Below are 19,346 nucleotides of genomic sequence, written 5' to 3' on the forward strand. Positions count from 1 at the left end.
TTCGGGCGCTTCCGGTTCGGCCGCGCCCGCAAGCCGATCATCGATGGACGATCGGCGCGGCGAGGTCGTGCTTGATCGAGGGGCGGCAACTCCTGTTTCGCGGTTTCGCCGAAGTGCCCGCCTTCGAGCAGAAACGGTAGCCGCATTACGCCCCGTAGACCGTTTCGGCGCCGAACCGTTCGATCACGAATTCGGTAAAGCTACGAAGCTTCGGCGATTTCTGCCTCTCCTGCAGATAAAGCAGATTCATCGGCCGTTCCGGCGCGGCGAAGTCCGGCATGATCTCGACGAGGCGCGCGTCGCGAATGTCGTCGCGTATCAACATGGACGGAAGCATCGCGATACCCAGCCCTCTCAATGCCGCGCGGCGCAACGCGTCCGCACTGTCGATTTTCAGCCTGCCGTCCACGGCGATGCTCGTCGGCCCGTCCGGACCTTCCAGCATCCATCGAGGTTGCGCCGCGTGCCATTCCGATCGGGGCGGATACGCATACGTCAGGCATTGATGCCCGGCAAGCGCGTGCGGCGTAGTCGGCGCACCATGTTCGCGAACGTAAGCGGGCGACGCGCACAGCACCAGCCGATATGGCGCCAGCGGACGCGCAACCACATCCGGGTTGGCGAGCGCGCCGATGCGAATGGCTGCCTCGAAACCGTCGTCGAACAGATCGGCGAGCGAGTCGGTTGCGACGATATCGAGCTTGATCTCGGGGTAGCGCCGGTAATAGTCCGCGAGCGCGGGAACCAGGCACTCGTTCGTAAACACGACGGGCGCGGTCACGCGCAAACGCCCTCGCGGCTGCTGGAGGTGAACGAGCGCAAGCTGTTCCGTGTCGTCGACCAGGCCGAGGACTTCGACGCATCGCTCGTAGTAAGCGTGGCCGAACGCGCTGACTTTCTGCTTACGGGTCGTGCGGTGCACGAGGACCGCGCCTAGCCGACTTTCCAAAGCCTGAAGGTAGTTGCCGACCATGGTCGGCGACAGGTTGGACGCTTGCGCGGCTGCCGTCAGGCTACCCGTTTCCACGATACGGACGAATACGGCCATCGCCTTGAGGAGATCCATTGCGCAATGGTACTGGATTCTGTTTCAAGGTGACGCGCGTTTATCAGCCACCGGTTTGGAAATAGATTGCGATATCCGAACGAAAGGAGAGCTGAAATGCCGTATGAACTCACGACGTTGTCGTGTCCGCTTCCGGACCAGGACAGGGTGTCCCGCCGTGCGCATCGCTGGGTGTCGGATGCCGACGCGCGAGGGCGGCTGCTGGGCGCATGGCGCACGGAAATTGGCGAGCTGTCGCGGGTGGTCGTGCTGCGCGGCTTCGAGACGATGGATGAATTGCAGCATGAACGCAATCGGGCATTGTGCGCCGCGCGACCTTTCGGAATTGAAAGCACGTCCGTTCGATTGGCCATGGAAAGCTATGCGCTTTTTCCTTTTCTACCCGACGTCGAACCGGCGGCATTGGGCGGTTTCTACGAAATTCGCAGCTACTGGCTGAAAGCCGGCGGTATTGCGCCGACCATTGCCGCGTGGGAGCGTGCGATAGGGCCGGCCCAAGCCTATACGTCGCATCTCGTTTGCAACCTGTACGCGCTCGACGGGCCGCCACGCATCACGCACATTTGGGGATTCTCGAGCCTGGAAGAACGCATGGCGCTGAGAAAGCAACACTATGCGGAGGGGCTTTGGCCTCCGACGGGCGGTCCGGAGCAGATCGAAAGGGCGACGTCGACGATCGGCTTGCCGGAGGCGTGGTCGCCGTTGCATTGAATGCCCGCGTCGTCCGACGAACCATGCGCAGCCGGCAACGCAACGCGCACGTAAAGAAACGCGCGCCGTTCGCGATCGGGCAGCACTTGCGGCCCGTAGCTGATCCTGACGGCCCCGTCGTCGATCTCGCCGGCCTGCGCGAACCGCCACGCACGGGGATCGCTGTCGAGCAGGAATTCGGCGCGCGCATACGCGTGCGGCTCGAACAGCTCGGGAATCGTCACCGTCCGTCCATCGAGTTTGTCGAGCAACGCTTCGACCACGTTGAAGCCGTAGCCGTCGCGCACGATGTCGCAGATGAAGCTGCCCGCGATGCGCGGATTCAGTTCGATCACGTGCGGCACGCCGTCGTGCACGATGCAGTCGAGATGCACGGGCCCCCACGTGAGCCCGGCGGCGGCCGTCGCGCGCGTGCCGACGTCGATCAGCGCATGCAGCGTGTCGGCGTCGAGATCGAGTTCGGACGTATACCCGCGCTCGAGAAAACCGGCGCCATGCCGCTTCAGCTTGCGCAGCGCGCCGACGTAGCGGCCGTCGAAATACTCGACGCAGTATTCGCTGCCCTCCAGGAATTCCTCGATGACGACGCGTTCGGTCGCAAGCGAAGCGGCATCGGCTTGCATGGCGGCGAGCGCGTCCAGTTGCGCGCGCACGGCGGCGATGGTCTCGCAGCGGCGCACGCCGTCGCTCGCGGAGCCTTCCGACGGCTTGACGACGACCGGAAAGCGCAACGCGGCAGCCGCGGCTACGAGCGCCGCTGGCGCGGCCAGCGTGCCCGCGACGAACTGCGCGGCCGGGATCCCGTGCGTGGCGAGCAATGTCTTCTGGTTCGACTTCGACACTGCGTGCGCGACGTGCCGTGCATCGGGGCCGGGCAGCCCGAGCGCATCGGCGACCCATGCGGCGGTGCGTGCATAGGTGTCGTGCGCGGTCGTCACGCGCAGCGTGTCGAGCTCGCCCGCAAAGCGCGCGCGCAGCCAGCCGGCGAGCTGGCTGGCGTCGGATGCGAGATTGACCGTCTCGACGCCGTCGGGAAACACGCCGTCGAGACGATGGCCGGGCGCGGTGACGACGGTCACGGCCGCCTGGCGTGCGAGGGCGGCGCGCACCAGCGCGACGCTGCTGCCGGTGGCGCGTGCGCCGATCACGATGAGTCGCTTCATGACGAATCCTTGATCGAGGGCGGAAGAGGGAGCCGGCTAGCGTGGGCGCCTGCGCAGCCGCTGCGCTTCGAGGCGTGGCAGCAGATGCTGGACGACGCGCGGCAGCGTATAGATCGGCAACTGCGCGCACGCGAACACGAGCGCCATGGTCGGCGTCGCGGCCAGCCCGAGCGCAGCCCACATCAGCCCGACGTTGCGATTGGCGACGATCAGCGCGACGTTCAGGCGCGTGCGGACGTCGCCGGGCGTGAGCCCGTACGCGACGATCTGGAAACCCGCGTTGACGGCGAATGCGAGGGCGATCGCGGTCAGTGCGCGGTGCGGTGCATCGATGATCGACTGCTGCATGCCGGCCATCGTGCCGAGCGCGAACATCAGCAGCGCGGCGACGACGATCGCGTCGATCGGTGTTGCGTGGCGCGCGAGCCGAGCGCCGGCAAAGCGCCGCACGAGCAACGCGACGCCTTCGGCGCTGCCGATCAGCAGCGCGAGCCGCAGCGCGAGGCTCGACGGCGAGATCGACACCGCCGCGTCGTGGCTGAACCAGGCCGTCAGCAACGGGGCGGTCAGCGGCACGAACACCATCGACGCGAGGGTCGCGACGAGCGCGACGCTGGCGTCGAGCGACAGCATGCGCGCGATCGTCGACGTGCCGCTCGACGGCGGCGCGCAGTACGCGATCACCAGCGCCACGACCCAGTCGTACGGCAGGCCGGCGAGCCGCGCGGCGATGCCGAGCGCGACCGGGCACGCGATCATCGTCATGGCGGGCAGCAGCAGCGACACGGCGGGACGCCGCGCCACCGCGCGCACGGCGCTCGGCTCGATGCGCAGCAGCGTGCCGAGCACGAACAGGAACACGGTCGCGGGCATCAGCGGCCGCGCGAGGTCGGCCAGCGGCGGCGCCAGCAGCCCGAGGCCGACGCCGCACGCGAGCACGGTCGGGCCGCGCCGCACCAGCGCGGCGATCAGTGCGCGCACGGGCGAACCTCGGGCCGGCGGCGAGCGGGAGTGAAGCCGAATCGGGCGGCGGATGGCATGCGGATTCCCTGGAAGCGGACAGCCTAGGCTAATCCGGATGATGAGCGAAGTAAAATGATATAAACTGAATATGTAACAAGAGAAAGTGATATGAACATCCCTCTCCTCGAAACTTTCCGGGCCGTCGTGCAGGAAGGCAGCGCGTTGCGCGCGGCCGAACGGCTCGGCTGCACGCAATCGAACGTCACGGCGCGGCTGCGCCAGCTCGAAGAGTCGCTCGACGCGCCGCTGTTCGATCGACACGGCAAGCGGCTGGTGCTGAACGATGCCGGGCGCCGGTTGATTCCGTATTGCGACCGCATCCTGCGTCTCGTCGACGAAGCGACGCAGGTGGTGCGCGAAACGCCGGTGGCCCGCGGCTTGCGGCTGGGGTCGATGGAAAGCACGGCCGCCACGCGGCTGCCGGCGTTGGCCGCCGCGCTGAAGGAACGCGATCCGGCGCTCGGCCTCGCGGTGCAGATCGGCAGCGAGCCGGACCTGGCCGACGCGCTGTTGCGCGGCCGGATCGACGCGGCGCTCACCGCGCGCGCGGTCGTGCGGCCCGGGCTGCGTTACGAACCCGCGTTCGCGGAAGACATGGTGCTGGCGAGCGCGGCGACCGTCACGCGCCGGCAACTGTTGGCCGGCAACACGGTGCGCTTGCTCGCGTTTCACGACGGCTGCCCGTATCGCGCGGTCGCGGAGCACTGGCTGAAGGCGCGCGGCGTCGCGATCGAATCGGTGTCGTCGTTCGGCACGTTCGGCGCGATCCTCGGCTGCGTCGCGGCCGGAATGGGCGTCGCGATCCTGCCGAAGCGGATCACGGCCGAGCACGTGGCGCGCAAGGAGCTGCGCACGCATGCGTTCGACGATCTCGGCAGCGTGACGACCTACCTCGTCACGCCCGACGAAGCGCCTGCACTGCCCGAACTCGACGCATTGCGCGCGGTGCTCGGCCGGCAGGCCGGTGCGCTGCTCGCGCGCTGATACGAGACTGCGCGGCCCTGGCGTGAACACGCACTAGGCCGGCGCGACCGCGCCTTCGTCCGCGAAGAAGTCGGCCTCGATTTCGCGAATCCGCCGGCAATCCTCGAGCAGCCGCTCGAAGGTCGGGCTGTAGAGGCCGACCGTGCCGAGCGCCGTCTGCAGATCGGTGGTCACGCGCAGCGTGTCGCCAACCTTGATCCATTGCTTGAGCCCGACGAACGACGGCAGCGCCTGGATCGCCTGCCACGTGAAATCCTGCCGCAGCACGCCGTTGCGCGACGACAGCAACAGCACGTGCCCGCAGTACCCGCGAAAATCCGTCGGCGCGGCGACGTCGCCGAACAGCCGCTCCGGATGCAGCACGGCTTCGACGGCGGCCGACACGTGATTTTCGCCGCTGACCGCGCTCGTCAGCCGCGGATCGAGGCTGCCGTGCAGCCGGGCGTTCAGCTCGACGATCGTCGGGCCGTCGGCCGTATCGAACAGCTCCAGATGGGTCGGCCCGAAGCGCACGTCCAGTGCGTCGAGCACATCGGCCGCATAGTCGAGCAGCGGGGCGTAGCGCGGGTCGGTGTGGTTCAGCACCAGCATCTTGTCGAGCCGCGGCGCGTGCGTGCGGTCGCGATGCACCTCCCACAGGCTGACCACGCGATGGCGGCCCTCGAACGACACCGAGTCGACGATGTATTCCTGCCCCTCGGAATAGCTCTGGATCACGATGTCGTCGTTCGGCTGGTTGTACAGCGAACGGGTGGCCAGCACGTCGCGCGCGGCGGCCTCGACCTGCGCGAGCGTCCGGCAGATCTTCACGCCGGCCACGCCCGCGCTGCGCGCCGGCTTCACCACGAGCGGCAACGTGCCGTGGGCGCGCGCCCAGTCGAGCGCTTCGTCGACCGACGTGCTGTGAAAGTGCGCGGGCGCGCGCAGCCCGGCCTGACGAATGCGTTCGTTCATCGCGAACTTGTCGCGTCGCGCGGCGGAGGTCGCGAGCGGGTTGCGAAACGGCACGTCGAGCCGCTCGGCCAGCGTATCGGCCAGCTCGAGCGCCGCGTCGAGGCCGTGCAGCACCGCGCCGATGCGCAGGTCGCTCAGTTGCGCGAGCGTCGCGTCGATGTCGCCGCGATGCTGGACCTGCCGGATGTAGTCGGACGGCACGAACTGGTTTCGGTAGATTGCCGGCAGATCGGGGTCGCTGATCACATGCACGCAACGGATGCCGTATGCGCGAAACGCGGGGGCCAGGTAAGCGGCGGTCGACGCGCCGTCGACGATCAGGACGGTATCGATGAAGCGATGCTGCATGGATTCCTCGCTCGGATGGGGGATCGGGTGAAGGATGCGGGGCGCCGGCGTGCTCAGGCCCGCGTGCCGGTATCGGCCGGGTCGCCGGGCCAGCGCACCGCCAGCACGACACAGGCCGCGACGAGCACGGCCGCCACGGCGAACGCGCGCGCCGCGCCGGTCGCGATGGCTGCGCCCTGGCCGGCGACCAGCGCGCCGAGCGTCGCGACGCCGATCGCGGCACCCACCTGGCGCGCGGTATTGAGGATCGCGGACGCAGTGGCCGAGCGGCCGGCCTCGACACTGCCGAGCATCGTCGACGTCAGCGCGGGAATCGCGATGCCGCCGCCGATCGCCATCGCCGCAAGCCCCGGCGCCAGCAACGCGTACGGCGCGTGCGCGGCGAGCGTCCGCCACAGCCACACGTAGCCGGCGAGCGATACGGCGAGGCCGACGATGACGGTCGCGCGAAATCCGTAGCGGACCGCGAGCCGCGCGCTCGCGATGTTGGCGAGCATGATGATCGTGAGCGGCGCGAGCGCGAGCCCCGATTCGGTTGCCGTGAAGCCGCGCGCGTTCTGGAAATAGAGGCTGAGCGAGAAGATCAACCCGTAGAACGCCGCATTCGTGACCGCGCCGATCGCGAGCACGCCCGGCACGCGCACGATCCGGAAGAACGCGAGCGGCAGCATCGGCGCGCTCGCGCGCCGCTCGATCGCGACGAACAACGCGCCGAGCGCGACCGACGCGATCAGCGCGCCGGCCGCATACGGGTCGCCCATCCCGTGCGCCCCGGCCCGGATGATGCCGCCCGTCAGCAGTCCGAGCACGACCACCGCGACGATCTGGCCGGCCGGATCGAACAGCCGCGTGCGAGCGGCGGCCGAATCCTGCACGTGGCGCAGCGTGAGCCACAGCCCGAGCGCGCAGATCGGCAGGTTGATGAAGAAGATCGCGCGCCAGCCGAGCGAATCGATCAGCAGGCCGCCGAGCGTCGGCCCGGCCGCGCTGATCGCGCCGCCCGTCGCGCTCCACCACGCGACGGCTTTCACGCGTGCGGCGGCATCGCTGGCGCAGGCGTGCGTGATGAGCGCGAGCGACGTGGGCAGGATCATCGCGGCGCCGACGCCTTGCGCGATCCGCGCGGCAACCAGCGTCGCCAGCGACGGCGCGAGCGCGCAGCCGAGCGACGCGAGCAGGAACAGCGCAAGGCCGTACGCGAACAGTCGGCGGCTGCCGAAGCGGTCGGCCAGTGTGCCGGACGTCAGCAGCAGCGCGGCGAACGACAGCGTATAGGCATCGACGATCCACTGCAGCCCGTGGACGCTCGATCCGAACGCGTGGCCGAGGCTCGGGATAGCGACGTTGACGACGGTCACGTCGAGCTGGACGATCGCGAAGCCGAGGCTCGCGGCGGCGACGGTCGGGAAGATGGCGCGCAGCGACGCGCGGGGCGCATCCTCGGCGGCGATCGGTGCGCGCTCGACGCGGTCGAGCGCCGGGGCACGATCGCTCATCGCGACTCCCGACGCGTATGGGGTGTGTAGGGCGTATAGGGCGTGTGGGACGGCTGGCGGTATCGATTCATCGGGCGGGTTTCCGTGAGGCGGACGAGGAAAGCCGGCTGCCCGTCGGGCGCCGGCCGCAGCGTCGAATTCGACGGAAAAATAGCATCGACCCGTTAGCGAATACAAATAATAAGCAGCGATTTTTTAACAAGTATTCGTGTTAAGGGACGGCTTGAGCGAGGTGAACCGGTTCCGGCCGGATTGCTGAACTTATATCGATAATGTTTGTTTGCAATCGAATTAATATCATTTCGCAATGCAATGCCGGTCTCCTAGTCTTGTCGAGCGCTTCGCCCCGAGGACGGCGGAGCGCGGCGGCGATGCCACGCCGCTCTTCGAACCAGATCTTTATACGAGAGACTTATGACCTATCTCGCAGATGAACGCATCGCTCTGACGGCAGCGGAATCCGCTCACATCCGCACGACGCTCGGCGCGCTGGATTACGACCCGGCCGGCGGCGCAGGCTATATCAGCGCGGTCCGCAAGCTGGCCTACAACGCGTTTCCCGACCGGATCGTCGACGCATTCGATCGGGCGAAGGCGCCGACCGCGGACGCACACGGCTCGATCGAGATCGACAACCTGCCGATCGACGACGGCGTGAACGGCAGCCCGCGATTCGAGGAAACCGGCCGCTCGTTCAAGGCCGGCGTGTTGAGCGAGAACGTGCTGGTCGCATTGAGCACGCTGGCCGGCGAGCCGTACTCGATCGCGCACGAAGGCCGCGAGCTGGTGAACAACCTGACGCCGCACAAGGCGACCGCGCGCGACTATACGGGCCTCGGCTCCGAGGTCGAACTCGATTTCCATATCGAGAACGCCGCGCAGGCGCACATGCCGGAAGGCGACACGTCGCCGTTCGCGCTGCTGCTGCTCGGCGTGCGCAGCGAGGCCGGCGGCGGACCGTACACGCGGCTCGCCGATGCGCGCCGCGCGCTGCGACTGCTGTCGCCGGACGATATTGCGCAACTCTACGGCGAGCACTACATCATTCGCGTGCCGTACCGGTGGCGCGGCGCGGCGCCGACGCCGCGCGACAACACCGACCTGAGTGCCGTGCTGTCGGGGCCGCTCGATGCGCCGCGCGTGACGGTCGCGTTCTATCCGGACATGGTGCTGGCGGTCAATGCGCGCGCGCAGGAAGCGCTGGCCAACCTGTATCGCGCGGTGCGCGAAGTGTCGTTCGGCGTGCAGGTGTCGCCTGGCAAGCTGGTGCTGGTCAACAACCACTTCACGCTGCACTCGCGCGACCGCTTCGATCCGCAGTACGACGAGAACGATCGCGCGTTCCGCTGGGTGCAGCGCGTGTTCGTCGCGCGCAGCCTGTGGAATTTCCGCGCGTTCACGCCGCTGCAGGCGCGCGTGTTCGACCCGAAGGCGCTCTATGCGGGCGAATCGGCGCAGGCGAGGCAGCCGTCGCCCGTCGTGCAACCGGCGCCGCCGCGCGCGGCTGCGGTCGAACTCGACGCGACGCCTGCGTGAGCGGCCCGGCGTGGCAGCGACCGGCGCCGAACGTTGCCGGCTCGCTGCCCGCGCGACTCGTTTCCTGCATCGTCGAATAAAAACAGGATTCCACAAGACATGAGAAGAACCGCTTTTCCCGTTGCGCGCATCGCCCGCGTGCTGGCCGTCGCGTTGATTGCCGGGAGCGCCGTCGCCGCACAGGCGACGTCGTTCGACCTGAGTCCGGAGCAGCCGGCCCGGCAGCGCGGCGCCGTAAATCCGGCGGTCGAGCAGGCGCTGCCGGCCGGCTTCCGGTTTGCCGAAGCGAACACGCTGACGATCGGCATCGCGCCGAATCTGCCGCCGCTCAGCACCTATGCAACCGACGCGCGCACGGTGGTCGGCTTCGATCCCGATCTCGCGCAACTGATCGCGGACAGTATCGGCCGCAAGCTGAAGATCGTGCCGCTCGCGTGGGCCGATTGGCCGCTCGCGTTGCAGTCCGGCAAGGTCGACGCGGTGATCTCGAACGTGACGGTCACCGAGCAGCGCAAGGAGAAATTCGATTTCTCGACCTACCGGAAGGACCAGCTCGGCTTCTACGTGAAGATCGGCAGCAAGCTGGCGGCGATCCGCGAGCCGAAGGATGTCGCCGGGCTGCGTGTCGTGACCGATTCGGGCACGAACCAGGAAAAGATCCTGCTCGAATGGAACCGGCAGAACGTCGCGCGCGGTCTCGCGCCGGTCGAGATCCAGTATTACGCGGATGCGGCCGAGCGCTGGGTCGCGCTGCAGTCGGGCCGCGTCGACACGATCTTCAGCGTGAACTCGATGCTCGCGTACCAGGCGTCGCTGCGTGGCGATGCGAAGCTGATCGGCACCGTCAGCGGCGGCTGGCCGCGCACCGCGGACATTGCGATCACGACCCGCAAGGGCAGCGGCCTCGCGGAGCCGCTGACGCTCGCGATCAATGCGCTGATCGCCAACGGCAGCTACCGGAAGGCGCTCGACCGATGGCGGTTGGACGCCGAGGCGATCGACCGGTCGCAGACCAATCCGCCGGGGTTGCCGCGCACCTGAATCCGGCATGCGGCGCCGCTCGGGCGATCGGCCACGGCAGGTTCGCCATCCCGTCGTCATGGCCGTTGTCGGCGCCGCCCACCGCTCGATCGCGTCGAAGTCGGTATTCGGCGGGCGCCGCTTACCGGTACGTCCAGAGCCGGTGCAGCACGAACGTCGTCGGCGGGATCAGCAGCGCGATCGCGACGACGCCCATCGCGCGCGACGCACCCAGCGCCTCGGCGGCGCGCGCGAGCAGCATCGTTTCGACGAAGCCGGCGAGCGTGACCGCGAGAAAGCGCAGCGCGTTGCGGGCGCGCACCGTCGACGAGAAGCTCCATAGCGTATTCGCCAGATACGAGAACGCGGTCGCGCAGAGGAACGCGACCGCATTCGCGGTCACCGGCGTCGCGTCGAGCAGCGCGAACAGCGCCGTCGCGACCAGCGTGTGGATCGCGGTCGAGCAGAGACCGGACACGCCGAAGCGCACGAGCCGCGTGCGCTCGGCCTGGAGCAGGCCGCTCATGACGCTTGCACGTCAGCGTGCGCCGATGCGCGCCCTGGCAGGCTGCGTGCGCCGGCGGGGCGGCTGGCGGCGGGCGTCGCGCGCGACCGGCAGTTCGATCACCTTGCCGTGCGCCTGATAGCGGCGGCGGATCAGGTAGACGGGCCGTTGCTTCGATTCGTCGTAGATCCGTCCGACGTATTCGCCGACGACGCCGATCCCGATCAGTTCGATGCCGCCGATGAACAGCGTGACCGAGATCAGCGATGCGTAGCCAAGCACCGGATTGCCGAACAGCAGCGTGCGCAGGATGATGAACGTGCCGTACAGGAACGCGAGCGCCGCGATGCCGACACCGATGTAGGTCCAGCTTCGCAGCGGCACGGTGCTGAAGCTGGTGATGCCTTCCAGCGCGAAATTCCACAGCTTCCAGCCGGAGAATTTCGAGTGCCCGGCGCTGCGCGGATCGCGCTGGTACTCGACGATCACGGTCTTGTAGCCGACCCACGCGAACAGCCCTTTCATGAAGCGGTGCCGCTCGGGAAGGTTGCGCAGCGCGTTCACGACCTTGCGATCCATCAACCGGAAATCGCCGACGTTCTCCGGCAGCTTCACGTCAGACAGCAGGTTGTGAACGCGGTAGTAGATCGCGGCGGCGGTGCGCTTCGCGAACGAATCGCACGCGCGATTGCTGCGCTTGGCCGCGACGACCTCCGCGCCGTCGCGCCAGTGGTCGATCAGCACCGGAATCAGGCTCGGCGGGTCCTGCAGGTCGGCGTCGAGCGGGATCACCGCATCGCCGGCGGCTTCGTCGAGGCCGGCCGTCAGCGCGGCCTCCTTGCCGAAATTGCGGGTGAGATCGATGACGCGCACGCGCCGCTCGGCGGCGCCGATCCGCACCAGGCGCTCCAGCGTGTCGTCGCGACTGCCGTCGTTCACGCAGACGATCTCGAAGCGGATCGCGTCGATCGCGCTCAACAACGGAATCACGACGTCGAAGAAGCGCTCGACGGCTTCGCCTTCGTTGTAGAACGGCACGACCAGCGAGACGAGCGGCGTGTAGATGGATTCCCGCATGATGATTCCCCTTGTGATGTCGCTTTACCGGTGGGCGCCGAACGTCGGGCGGCCGGTGCGGTGCATGCCGTGCGCCGAGCGGTGGTGCGGTCGGACCGGGTGCGCGAATGCGGTCTCGGTCGAGGTGTCGCGCGCATCGGGCATCGACGGCACGTCGCGTCTTTCCCGGGCGATCCGGCCGACGAGCAGCGCGAGCGACGCGAGCGTCACGAGCGGCATGAACTGGAACGACAGGTGCGGCACGATCGCGAGGCCCGCGAGCGGCATCGGCCACAGCAGCATCAGCCATTCGCGATCGAAGTGCCGCCAGCCGTGCGTCCACGCATAGCGCGCGTACCACGCGATCACGATGCCGTACCACGTCAGGTCGTAGTCGTACAGATAGGGGCTGACGAGCAGGCATGCGCACGCGAGGGTCGCGGCGCGCAGCGCGTACGAACAGGCGCCGCGCCACGCGTAGACGACGGCGATCGCGGCAGCCGCGGCTGACAGCAACTGCAGGCCGCGCGCGACGGGCGCGGGCCAGCCGGCCAGCGTCGCGAGCGCGAATGCGGTCGGCATGCGCGCGAGCTTCGCATGACCGGTGCCGACGAGCGTGTAGACGTGGGCGATCACGTGCATGAACGCGAGCCACGGGCCGATGCCGAACGCAATCGTCGCGAGCAGGGCGCCGACGGCGATCGTCGCGGCCCACGCGGCCAGTGCGCGCCATTGGCCGGCACACAGCAGCGCGAGCGGGAACAGCACCGCGAGCTGCGGCTTCATCGTCAGCAGCCCGAAGCAGATTCCGGCGAAGATGGGGCGACGGTTCAGCGCGAGCAGGCCGAGGGCGGCGAGCGTCGCGGTGAAGAGGCTCGTCTGTCCGACGATCACCGTGAGGAACGCGCCGGGGAACGCCAGTGCGCACAGCCACGCGGCATCGCGCTGCACGGTCGCGTGCATCGCCGCCGCGAACAGCGCGATCGTGACGCCGAGCCACAGTACGAGCGCCAGCGTGTACGGCAGCCAGCCGAGCGGCAGCACGAGCAGCAGCATCGTCGGCGGATAGAGCCACGGCAGCGTGCCGTCCGCGAGCGTCATCGTCGGGAGCGCGAGCTTCTGGACCGCGAACAACGTGGAGTAATGCCACGCGTCGGCGCCGTGCCCGTGCGCGGCGAGCCATGCGGCGCTCCAGACCGGCGAGAAGTCCTGCGACAGCGGCTGCAGCGCGCCGTCGTGCGACAAGTGCAAACGGACCAGGTAAATGACGACGAACAGCAGCTCCGTCAGCAGCACGGCGGCCGCGTAGAGGCGCACGCGATCGCGATTGAGCCAGTGCGGATAGCGTCGCGGGCCGGCGATCGGGAGTTCCGGATGCACGTCGGCTGCCGGGTGCGCGTGGCGGGCGAACGACGGCGTTTTCATCATGCGCTCCGGGATGCGAGCGCCGTGCGGCGCACGACGACGAACAGCACCGCGAGCAGCACGACCGGCCCGATTTGCGGCAGCTTCATCAGCCGGTTCAGCATTTCGAAGATCGGCAGCAGCCACGCCAGCACGACGATGCCCTGGTCGCCGGGCATCCAGCCTTCGTCGAGGCCGTGCGCGATCAGGCAGAAGAGCGCGATGCCGAGCCACGTCAGCTCGTAGTTCCACAGGTACGGCGTCGTCAGCAGCGTGGCGACCGCCAGCACCGCGCCGCGCAGCCGCATGTCGCGCGTGCGGCGCCAGACGTCGACGGCCGCGGCGAGCGCGACGAGCGCGACCGCCGCCTGGCCGGCCAGCGCGGCCGCCACCGGCGCGCCCGCGAGCCGCAACGCGGCGAACGGCGTCGGCGACGCGAGCCAGTACGACGCGAGCATGAAATGCTGCGCGCGTACCGTCGACAATGCGTGACTCAACCCGTGCAGCGCGGCGGGGCCGGCCAGCGCAACGCCGGCCGCCGCGAACAGCGCCGCGCTGAGCGCCGCCGCCGCGAAGGTGCGCCACGCACGCGTCGCGATCAGCACGAACGGGAACACGACGGCGAGTTGCGGCTTGATCGCGAGCAGCCCGATCAGCACGCCCGCCACGATCGGGCGCTTGCCGAGCAGATGCAGCGCGAGTGCGGCGAGGCCGGCGGTCAGGATGCTGTTCTGGCCGAACAGCGCGGACATGCACACCGCCGAATACGCGACGACGACGAGCGTCGCTGCGCGCGGCACGGGAAGATGCGCGCGCAGCCCCGACAAACGCGAGACGGCGAGCGCGTAGCATAAAAGACTGCCCGCGAAAAAGAGGAAGTAAGCGGGCAGGAAAGGCACGAGGGCAACCGGCGCGACGAACAGCAGCATCGTCGGCGGATAGAGCCAGGGAAGCGGCCGGTTTTGCAGATACGCACCGAAGTGCGCGAACTCGGCCTGCAGAAATGACGACGTGTCGTAGGCCGCCGCGGCATGGCCTTGCAACACGAGATGCGATGCAGTCCAGAAGACGGAGAAGTCGGTGCCGGGGCGGGCGGTGGCCGTCGACGTGAAGCCGTCGGTCACGACGCCCCAGACGATCAGCAGCGCAGCGAAGAGCATCAGCATGATGCAGCTGTACGGAATGATCCGGTCGGCCGTCAGCCATTGAGCACAGCGTATTGCGCGATCGCGCGTTCCACGATTGGCTGTGTACATGATGCCCCGTCTGTCGTGTGGCCGCGTGGTCTGTCGCGGCCGTTTGATGTTGTCGTGCTCTGCGGATCGATCGCTCTGAAACGGCGTTGTCCGGTGAATTCATTGTTGAAGAAAAAATCGCTCGATGCAAACCGCGCACGGCCGGCCGACATTGAATGTGTTCAGCGATTCGGGCGAAAACGGCTATTTCTGGTATGAGAAAACGTCGCCGCCGGCATTCGTGTTTCTGGCCTGAAACATTCGACGATTTTTGCCGGCTGGCCATGCCGCCGAACCCGCGACGCACGAGCGACTCGCCGCGTTCGGGAAAATCCCGAGAAAATTTTTTGGATCCTTGTGCAGCGCGACGACGGGGTTTCATGCCGCCCGCATGCGCGCGAACCGCATATATCAAAGTTGAAACATTTCGGCAGCCGGACGTTCGGCGAGGGGGCGCGCGGATCGCCGGAACCCTTGCCGCGCCTCGATTTCGCCCAGGATGGTCCGCTCTTTGCGTAAGCGTTGGCACGGCAGTCGACGATGCGGCGACCGGGCACGTCAGGCAACAAGCAGAGGAACCGGCCCGCGAATCGCCTGCGGAAAAGTGGTCCGGAGCGCGTCGGGGAATACGCAACTCCAGATCGATCGACCGCGGGAACCGCCGTCGAACGACCAACGAGACCCGATTGCTTCCGGGCAATAAGAAATCGGCATGGCAGTACATGGGGAATAAAAATGAAAGACCACAGCACGGCGCGGATCGCAAGCCGCGTCAAAGACACATTGCAGCTTTGCCGGGAGTTCATCTCCCGTTCAACTGGATTCCACGCGTCGAACGGCCGCCGTGCCGTTCCGGTCGATCGACCTGCCCGGTTCATCCGGCCGGCCGACCCGGATGCGCGTCTCTCATGCTCCGTCTCGCCAATACCCGTTCGCACGGACAGGGGTGTGCCTCCCCGTTTCCGCGACTGAGCGTCGGGTTCCGATTTTTCGAGTAGTGCCGGTGGTGCCCACCCCCCGAAGTCCTGACCGACGAAGGGTATTTCATAGCAGTCCGAAAGGAGAGTGCTCATGTCAAGAATCATCGAAAAGATCGCGTGGTTCGTCCGGGATCAGGACGGCGTGACGGCCATCGAATATGGCCTGATCGCCGCGCTGATCGCGATCGGCATCGTCGTCGCATTGACGACGATCGGTACGGATCTGAAGACCGTGTTCAGCACGATCGCCGCGGATCTGGACTCGGCGGTAGCAGGCATCTGACGGGCGGTACGACGAACGGTTCGCGCGAATCGTCCAAATCGTTCGTCGGCGCCATACGGCATCAAAGACATTCCTCGACGTATCGATGCACGGTCGTCCGATCAGCCGGTGCGCGAGGGTTTTGAAAGTCACCACGCAAGGAGATCACCATGTCCAAGCTCATTCAACAAGCCGGCCGTTTCATTCGCGACGAAGACGGCGTGACCGCCATCGAATACGGCCTGATCGCCGCACTGATCGCGGTCGGCATCATCCTCGCGCTGTCGACCATCGGGAAGGACCTCAAGACCGTGTTCAGCACGATCGCGGCCGACCTCGATTCGGCGGTGGCAGGCATCTGATGCACGATGCCGCGGACGGCTCGGCCGGTGCAGCGCTCGAGCCGTCCCTGGCCATCCGATCAACCGGAAACCGGAGACCATCATGCAAGCCATCGCGCGTGTCGCACGTCGCTGGATCGCCGACGAACGGGGTGTGACGTCGATCGAATATGCATTGCTCGCATCGATGTTCGCCATCGCGGTACTGGGCAGCGTCGTCACGCTGAAGGGCTCGCTCGGCGACGCGTACGAGGCGATCGCAGCGGCCGTGACGGCTGCCGTGGCCACCGCCGTGACCACAGCGTTGTCCATGGTTTCCTGATCCACCGATTCGACCCGCGAGGTTCGCCATGCTTCCCGTTGCGCCGCCTTATCCGGTTCCGTTGTGCGTGACGCTGCTCGCGGTCGCCGCGGCCGGCACCGACATCGCGACCCGTCGCATTCCGAACCGTCTCGTGTTGCTCGGCCTGGCCGGCGCGCTGATTGCGCAGTGCCTGTTGCACGGCGCGCCGGCGGGCGTGCTCGGCTGGCTCGGGGGAGCCGCAACGGGCTTCGGCCTGCTGCTGCCGTTCTACCTGTTGCGCGGGATGGCGGCGGGCGACGTGAAGCTGATGCTCGCGATCGGTGCATGGGTCGGCGCGGAAATGACGTTTTACATCGTGCTGGCCACGTTCCTGGCCGGCGGGATCGGCGCCGTCGCCTACGCGCTGCTGCGCGGGCGGACGCGCCGGATGTGGGCGAACGTGCGCACGCTGATCGTGCGGCGTTCGCAAGCGGCGCGTGCCGAGGCCGACGGCGGCCCCGTCGAGATCGCATCGGTCGGCACGCTGCCGTACGGCGTGGCGATCGCGGCCGGCACGCTGGGCATGCTGTTCGCGTCGTGCGCATAGCGCGGCGGATCCGCAACGAGGACGCAACGATCATGAACACGAACCACACCGAACCGAGACGCGACGCGCAGGTGGCACGCCTGCCCGATCCGCCGCCGTCGCGCGAGGTCCATACGAAGCTGGGCGCGCAGCTGCCGTCGGCGCCGCGCTCGCTCGCTGAAACGGGGCTCAGCATGGCGTTCGTCGCCGGCCTCGTACTGAAGTCGACGCTGGTGCTCGGCCGCCCGTCGTACGGCGACCTGGTCGAGCGGCACTGCCTGCCGCTCGCGGTGCTCGACGAGGTGTTTGCATTCCTGGTGCGCGAGCATCTCGTCGAGCTGACCCATCGCGGCGCGACCGATCTCGACGTGACGTTCCGCCTGACCGATGCGGGCCGCGTGCTCGCGCTCGAGGAACGGGAGCGCAGCGGCTACAGCGGGCCCGCGCCGGTGACGCTCGACGCGTATCTCGCGAGCGTGGCCGCGCATTCGGTGCGCAAGCTGCACATCGGCCAGAGCGACGTGTGGGCGGCGTTCGAAGGCGTCGTGATCGACACGGCGGTGCTCGATGCGGCCGCCGCCGCGCTGAACGCGGGCCGGCCGCTGCTGATCTACGGCCCGGCCGGCAGCGGCAAGACCTTTCTCGCCGAGCGGCTCGGCGCGTTGATGCACGGCCGCGTGCCGGTGCCGCACGCGATCTGTGCGGCCGGCGAAGTGATCCAGGTCTACGACCCGCTCGTGCATGTCGACGCGGAAACCGCGAGCGGCGGCCAGTCGGTCGATCGCCGCTGGCGCCTGTGCCGGCGGCCGGTCGTGATGTCCGGCGGCGAGCTGACGCTCGACGAGCTCGACCTGCGTCGCGACGAAGCGGCCGGCTTCTACCAGGCACCGCCGCACATGAAGGCGAACATGGGCATGTACGTCGTCGACGATCTCGGCCGCCAGCGTGTCGAGCCGCGCGACCTGCTCAATCGCTGGCTGCGTCCGCTCGATCGCGGCGACGATTTCATGACGCTCGAATCCGGCAACCGCTTCGTGCTGCCGTTCGACGTATGGCCGGTGTTTTCGAGCAACCTCGCGCCGGAGCAGTTCTGCGACGACGCATTCATGCGCCGCCTCGGCTCGAAGCTGCACGTCGGCGCGATGTCGATCGACGACTACCGCGCGGTGTACGACGCGGCTTGCGCATCGCTCGGGCTCGTGTCGGCGAGCGATGCGTTCGACTTCCTGCTGCATCGGCTGCACCTGCCGACCGGCAAGGCGTTTCTCGCGTGCTTCCCGGCGGACCTGCTGCGCCTCGTGGCCGCCGGCGCGCGTTATCGCGGCGATCCGCCCGAGGTGACGCACGACGCGCTGTACGACGCGTGGGCGAGTTACTTCGGTGCGGCGCCCGAGCGGGACGGCAGCCATCCGCCGCCCGTCGAGCGCGCAGGCCGTACGTTCGTCACCGGTTGAGCGGTTTCTTTCACGATTCGTCGAGGAGCATTGCCATGAAAAACAGTCGAGCGCTCATGATGCTGGTCGTCGCGATGATCGCGGGTCTTGCCGCGGTCGTGTTCGCGTCCCACTGGCTGGTACAGACGTCCACGAGCTCGGTCACGTCCGTTGCGGTCGCCAGCACCGACCTGAACCTGGGCGAGCCGCTCGGGCCGAACCAGATCCACATGGTGAGCTGGCCGTCGGGTAGCGTGCCGACCGGCGCGTTCACCGATACGAAGGCGCTCGAAGGGCGCGTCGTGCGCACCAGCCTCGCACGCGGCGAGCCGGTGATCGAATCGAAGCTCGCACCGGTCGGCACGAAGGGCGGGCTGTCCGCGGTGATCGCCGACGGCAGCCGCGCGATCACGGTGCGCGTGAACGACGTGGTCGGCGTCGCCGGCTTCGCGCTGCCGGGCAACTACGTCGACGTGATCGTCAACACGCAGGAACAGCAGGGCAAGACCGACGGGCAGAGCATCTCCAAGATCGTGCTCGAGCACATCCTCGTGCTCGCCGTCGCGCAGCAGGTGAGCCGCGACGACACGGCGCCGAAGGTGGTCAACGCGGTGACGCTGGAAGTCACGCCCGAGCAGGCCGAACGGCTCGACGTCGCACGCAGCGTTGGCACGCTGTCGCTCGTGCTGCGCAATCAGGTCGACCAGAAGACGCTGAACACGGACGGCGCGACCAAGCTGACGCTGCTCGGCAAGGCGCCCGCACCCGAAGCGCAGCCGGCGCCCGTTCGCGCGCGGCCGGTCCGCGTGCACGTCGCGTCGCATGCGGCGCCGGAAGCGCGGCGCGATTGCGTCGGCGTGCTGACCGGCGTGAAAGGCAGCGTCGAATGTTTCTGAAGTCATCCACATAGACAGACCAACAGATCGGCCGCCGGCAACGCGCGGCGGCCTTGGAAGTCGA

At 67.9% G+C, this 19,346-nt stretch carries 19 protein-coding genes; 10 read left to right on the forward strand and 9 right to left on the reverse strand.

The genetic code is table 11. The features are described 5' to 3' along the window. Window positions 1-145 precede the first annotated feature (145 nt). Window positions 146-1,066: a LysR family transcriptional regulator gene (locus tag WT97_RS16560; protein WP_060353832.1), complete on the reverse strand. Its 921-nt coding sequence runs from the start codon at window positions 1,064-1,066 to the stop codon at window positions 146-148. Between the two features lie 96 nt (window positions 1,067-1,162). Between WT97_RS16560 and WT97_RS32910 the strand changes: the two genes are divergently transcribed. After that, on the forward strand, window positions 1,163-1,777 hold the full coding sequence (locus tag WT97_RS32910; protein WP_082751402.1) for an NIPSNAP family protein: 615 nt from the start codon (window positions 1,163-1,165) through the stop codon (window positions 1,775-1,777). Here WT97_RS32910 and WT97_RS16565 read toward each other — a convergent pair. Both WT97_RS16565 and WT97_RS16570 read right to left on the reverse strand, forming a co-directional pair. After that, window positions 1,678-2,940: an acetyl-CoA carboxylase biotin carboxylase subunit family protein gene (locus WT97_RS16565; protein ID WP_257128499.1), complete on the reverse strand. Its 1,263-nt coding sequence runs from the start codon at window positions 2,938-2,940 to the stop codon at window positions 1,678-1,680. The two genes, WT97_RS32910 and WT97_RS16565, sit on opposite strands and share 100 nt — an antisense overlap. Before the next feature lie 36 nt (window positions 2,941-2,976). Next, window positions 2,977-3,921, reverse strand: coding sequence for a hypothetical protein (locus tag WT97_RS16570; protein WP_060353833.1), 945 nt, complete (start codon window positions 3,919-3,921; stop codon window positions 2,977-2,979). 150 nt (window positions 3,922-4,071) lie between these two features. On the opposite strand from WT97_RS16570, the gene WT97_RS16575 reads away from it, so the two are divergent. Then, window positions 4,072-4,947, forward strand: coding sequence for a LysR family transcriptional regulator (locus WT97_RS16575; protein WP_059793650.1), 876 nt, complete (start codon window positions 4,072-4,074; stop codon window positions 4,945-4,947). A gap of 33 nt (window positions 4,948-4,980) precedes the next feature. On the opposite strand, the gene WT97_RS16580 is transcribed toward WT97_RS16575, so the two are convergent. Then, a complete protein-coding gene (locus WT97_RS16580) occupies window positions 4,981-6,249 on the reverse strand; it encodes an ATP-grasp domain-containing protein (RefSeq protein ID WP_059793648.1) in 1,269 nt (422 codons plus the stop codon). Between the two features lie 53 nt (window positions 6,250-6,302). Continuing rightward, window positions 6,303-7,745 (reverse strand): MFS transporter, encoded by a 1,443-nt coding sequence (locus tag WT97_RS16585; RefSeq protein WP_060353834.1) that lies wholly within the window; start codon window positions 7,743-7,745, stop codon window positions 6,303-6,305. Window positions 7,746-8,159: 414 nt separating this feature from the next. Between WT97_RS16585 and WT97_RS16590 the strand changes: the two genes are divergently transcribed. Then, window positions 8,160-9,281, forward strand: coding sequence for a TauD/TfdA family dioxygenase (locus tag WT97_RS16590; protein WP_060353835.1), 1,122 nt, complete (start codon window positions 8,160-8,162; stop codon window positions 9,279-9,281). 99 nt (window positions 9,282-9,380) lie between these two features. Then, window positions 9,381-10,322, forward strand: a complete 942-nt coding sequence (locus tag WT97_RS16595; RefSeq protein ID WP_059500035.1) for an ABC transporter substrate-binding protein — start codon at window positions 9,381-9,383, stop codon at window positions 10,320-10,322. 121 nt (window positions 10,323-10,443) lie between these two features. On the opposite strand, the gene WT97_RS16600 is transcribed toward WT97_RS16595, so the two are convergent. From WT97_RS16600 to WT97_RS16615, 4 genes are read right to left on the reverse strand one after another with little or no spacing between them, the layout of a single operon-like run. After that, on the reverse strand, window positions 10,444-10,827 hold the full coding sequence (locus WT97_RS16600; RefSeq protein WP_060353836.1) for a GtrA family protein: 384 nt from the start codon (window positions 10,825-10,827) through the stop codon (window positions 10,444-10,446). Between the two features lie 12 nt (window positions 10,828-10,839). Next, window positions 10,840-11,883 (reverse strand): glycosyltransferase family 2 protein, encoded by a 1,044-nt coding sequence (locus WT97_RS16605; protein ID WP_059500033.1) that lies wholly within the window; start codon window positions 11,881-11,883, stop codon window positions 10,840-10,842. Window positions 11,884-11,907: 24 nt separating this feature from the next. Next, window positions 11,908-13,287, reverse strand: a complete 1,380-nt coding sequence (locus WT97_RS16610) for a glycosyltransferase family 87 protein (protein WP_060353852.1) — start codon at window positions 13,285-13,287, stop codon at window positions 11,908-11,910. Further along, window positions 13,287-14,522: a glycosyltransferase family 87 protein gene (locus WT97_RS16615; RefSeq protein WP_060353837.1), complete on the reverse strand. Its 1,236-nt coding sequence runs from the start codon at window positions 14,520-14,522 to the stop codon at window positions 13,287-13,289. Before WT97_RS16615 ends, WT97_RS16610 begins: the two co-directional genes overlap by 1 nt. A gap of 1,050 nt (window positions 14,523-15,572) precedes the next feature. Here WT97_RS16615 and WT97_RS16620 point away from each other — a divergent pair. The 6 genes from WT97_RS16620 to cpaB all read left to right on the forward strand — a co-directional run bounded on the left by WT97_RS16620 (window position 15,573) and on the right by cpaB (window position 19,282). Then, complete coding sequence (locus WT97_RS16620; RefSeq protein WP_059500031.1) at window positions 15,573-15,764, forward strand: Flp family type IVb pilin; 192 nt, start codon at window positions 15,573-15,575, stop codon at window positions 15,762-15,764. A gap of 149 nt (window positions 15,765-15,913) precedes the next feature. Continuing rightward, a complete protein-coding gene (locus WT97_RS16625; protein WP_059500030.1) occupies window positions 15,914-16,105 on the forward strand; it encodes a Flp family type IVb pilin in 192 nt (63 codons plus the stop codon). Between the two features lie 82 nt (window positions 16,106-16,187). Continuing rightward, the gene (locus WT97_RS16630; protein ID WP_059500029.1) at window positions 16,188-16,406 is read left to right on the forward strand and encodes a Flp family type IVb pilin; all 219 of its coding nucleotides are present in this window, start codon (window positions 16,188-16,190) and stop codon (window positions 16,404-16,406) included. A 28-nt stretch (window positions 16,407-16,434) separates the two neighbouring features. After that, complete coding sequence (locus WT97_RS16635) at window positions 16,435-16,974, forward strand: prepilin peptidase (RefSeq protein WP_059793639.1); 540 nt, start codon at window positions 16,435-16,437, stop codon at window positions 16,972-16,974. Between the two features lie 32 nt (window positions 16,975-17,006). Continuing rightward, window positions 17,007-18,407: an ATP-binding protein gene (locus tag WT97_RS16640; protein WP_059500027.1), complete on the forward strand. Its 1,401-nt coding sequence runs from the start codon at window positions 17,007-17,009 to the stop codon at window positions 18,405-18,407. A 35-nt stretch (window positions 18,408-18,442) separates the two neighbouring features. Next, on the forward strand, window positions 18,443-19,282 hold the full coding sequence (gene cpaB, locus WT97_RS16645; protein ID WP_034209045.1) for a Flp pilus assembly protein CpaB: 840 nt from the start codon (window positions 18,443-18,445) through the stop codon (window positions 19,280-19,282). Window positions 19,283-19,346 lie beyond the last annotated feature (64 nt).

The organism is Burkholderia sp. MSMB1459WGS, from assembly GCF_001534535.1.
In the GTDB taxonomy this organism is placed as follows: domain Bacteria; phylum Pseudomonadota; class Gammaproteobacteria; order Burkholderiales; family Burkholderiaceae; genus Burkholderia.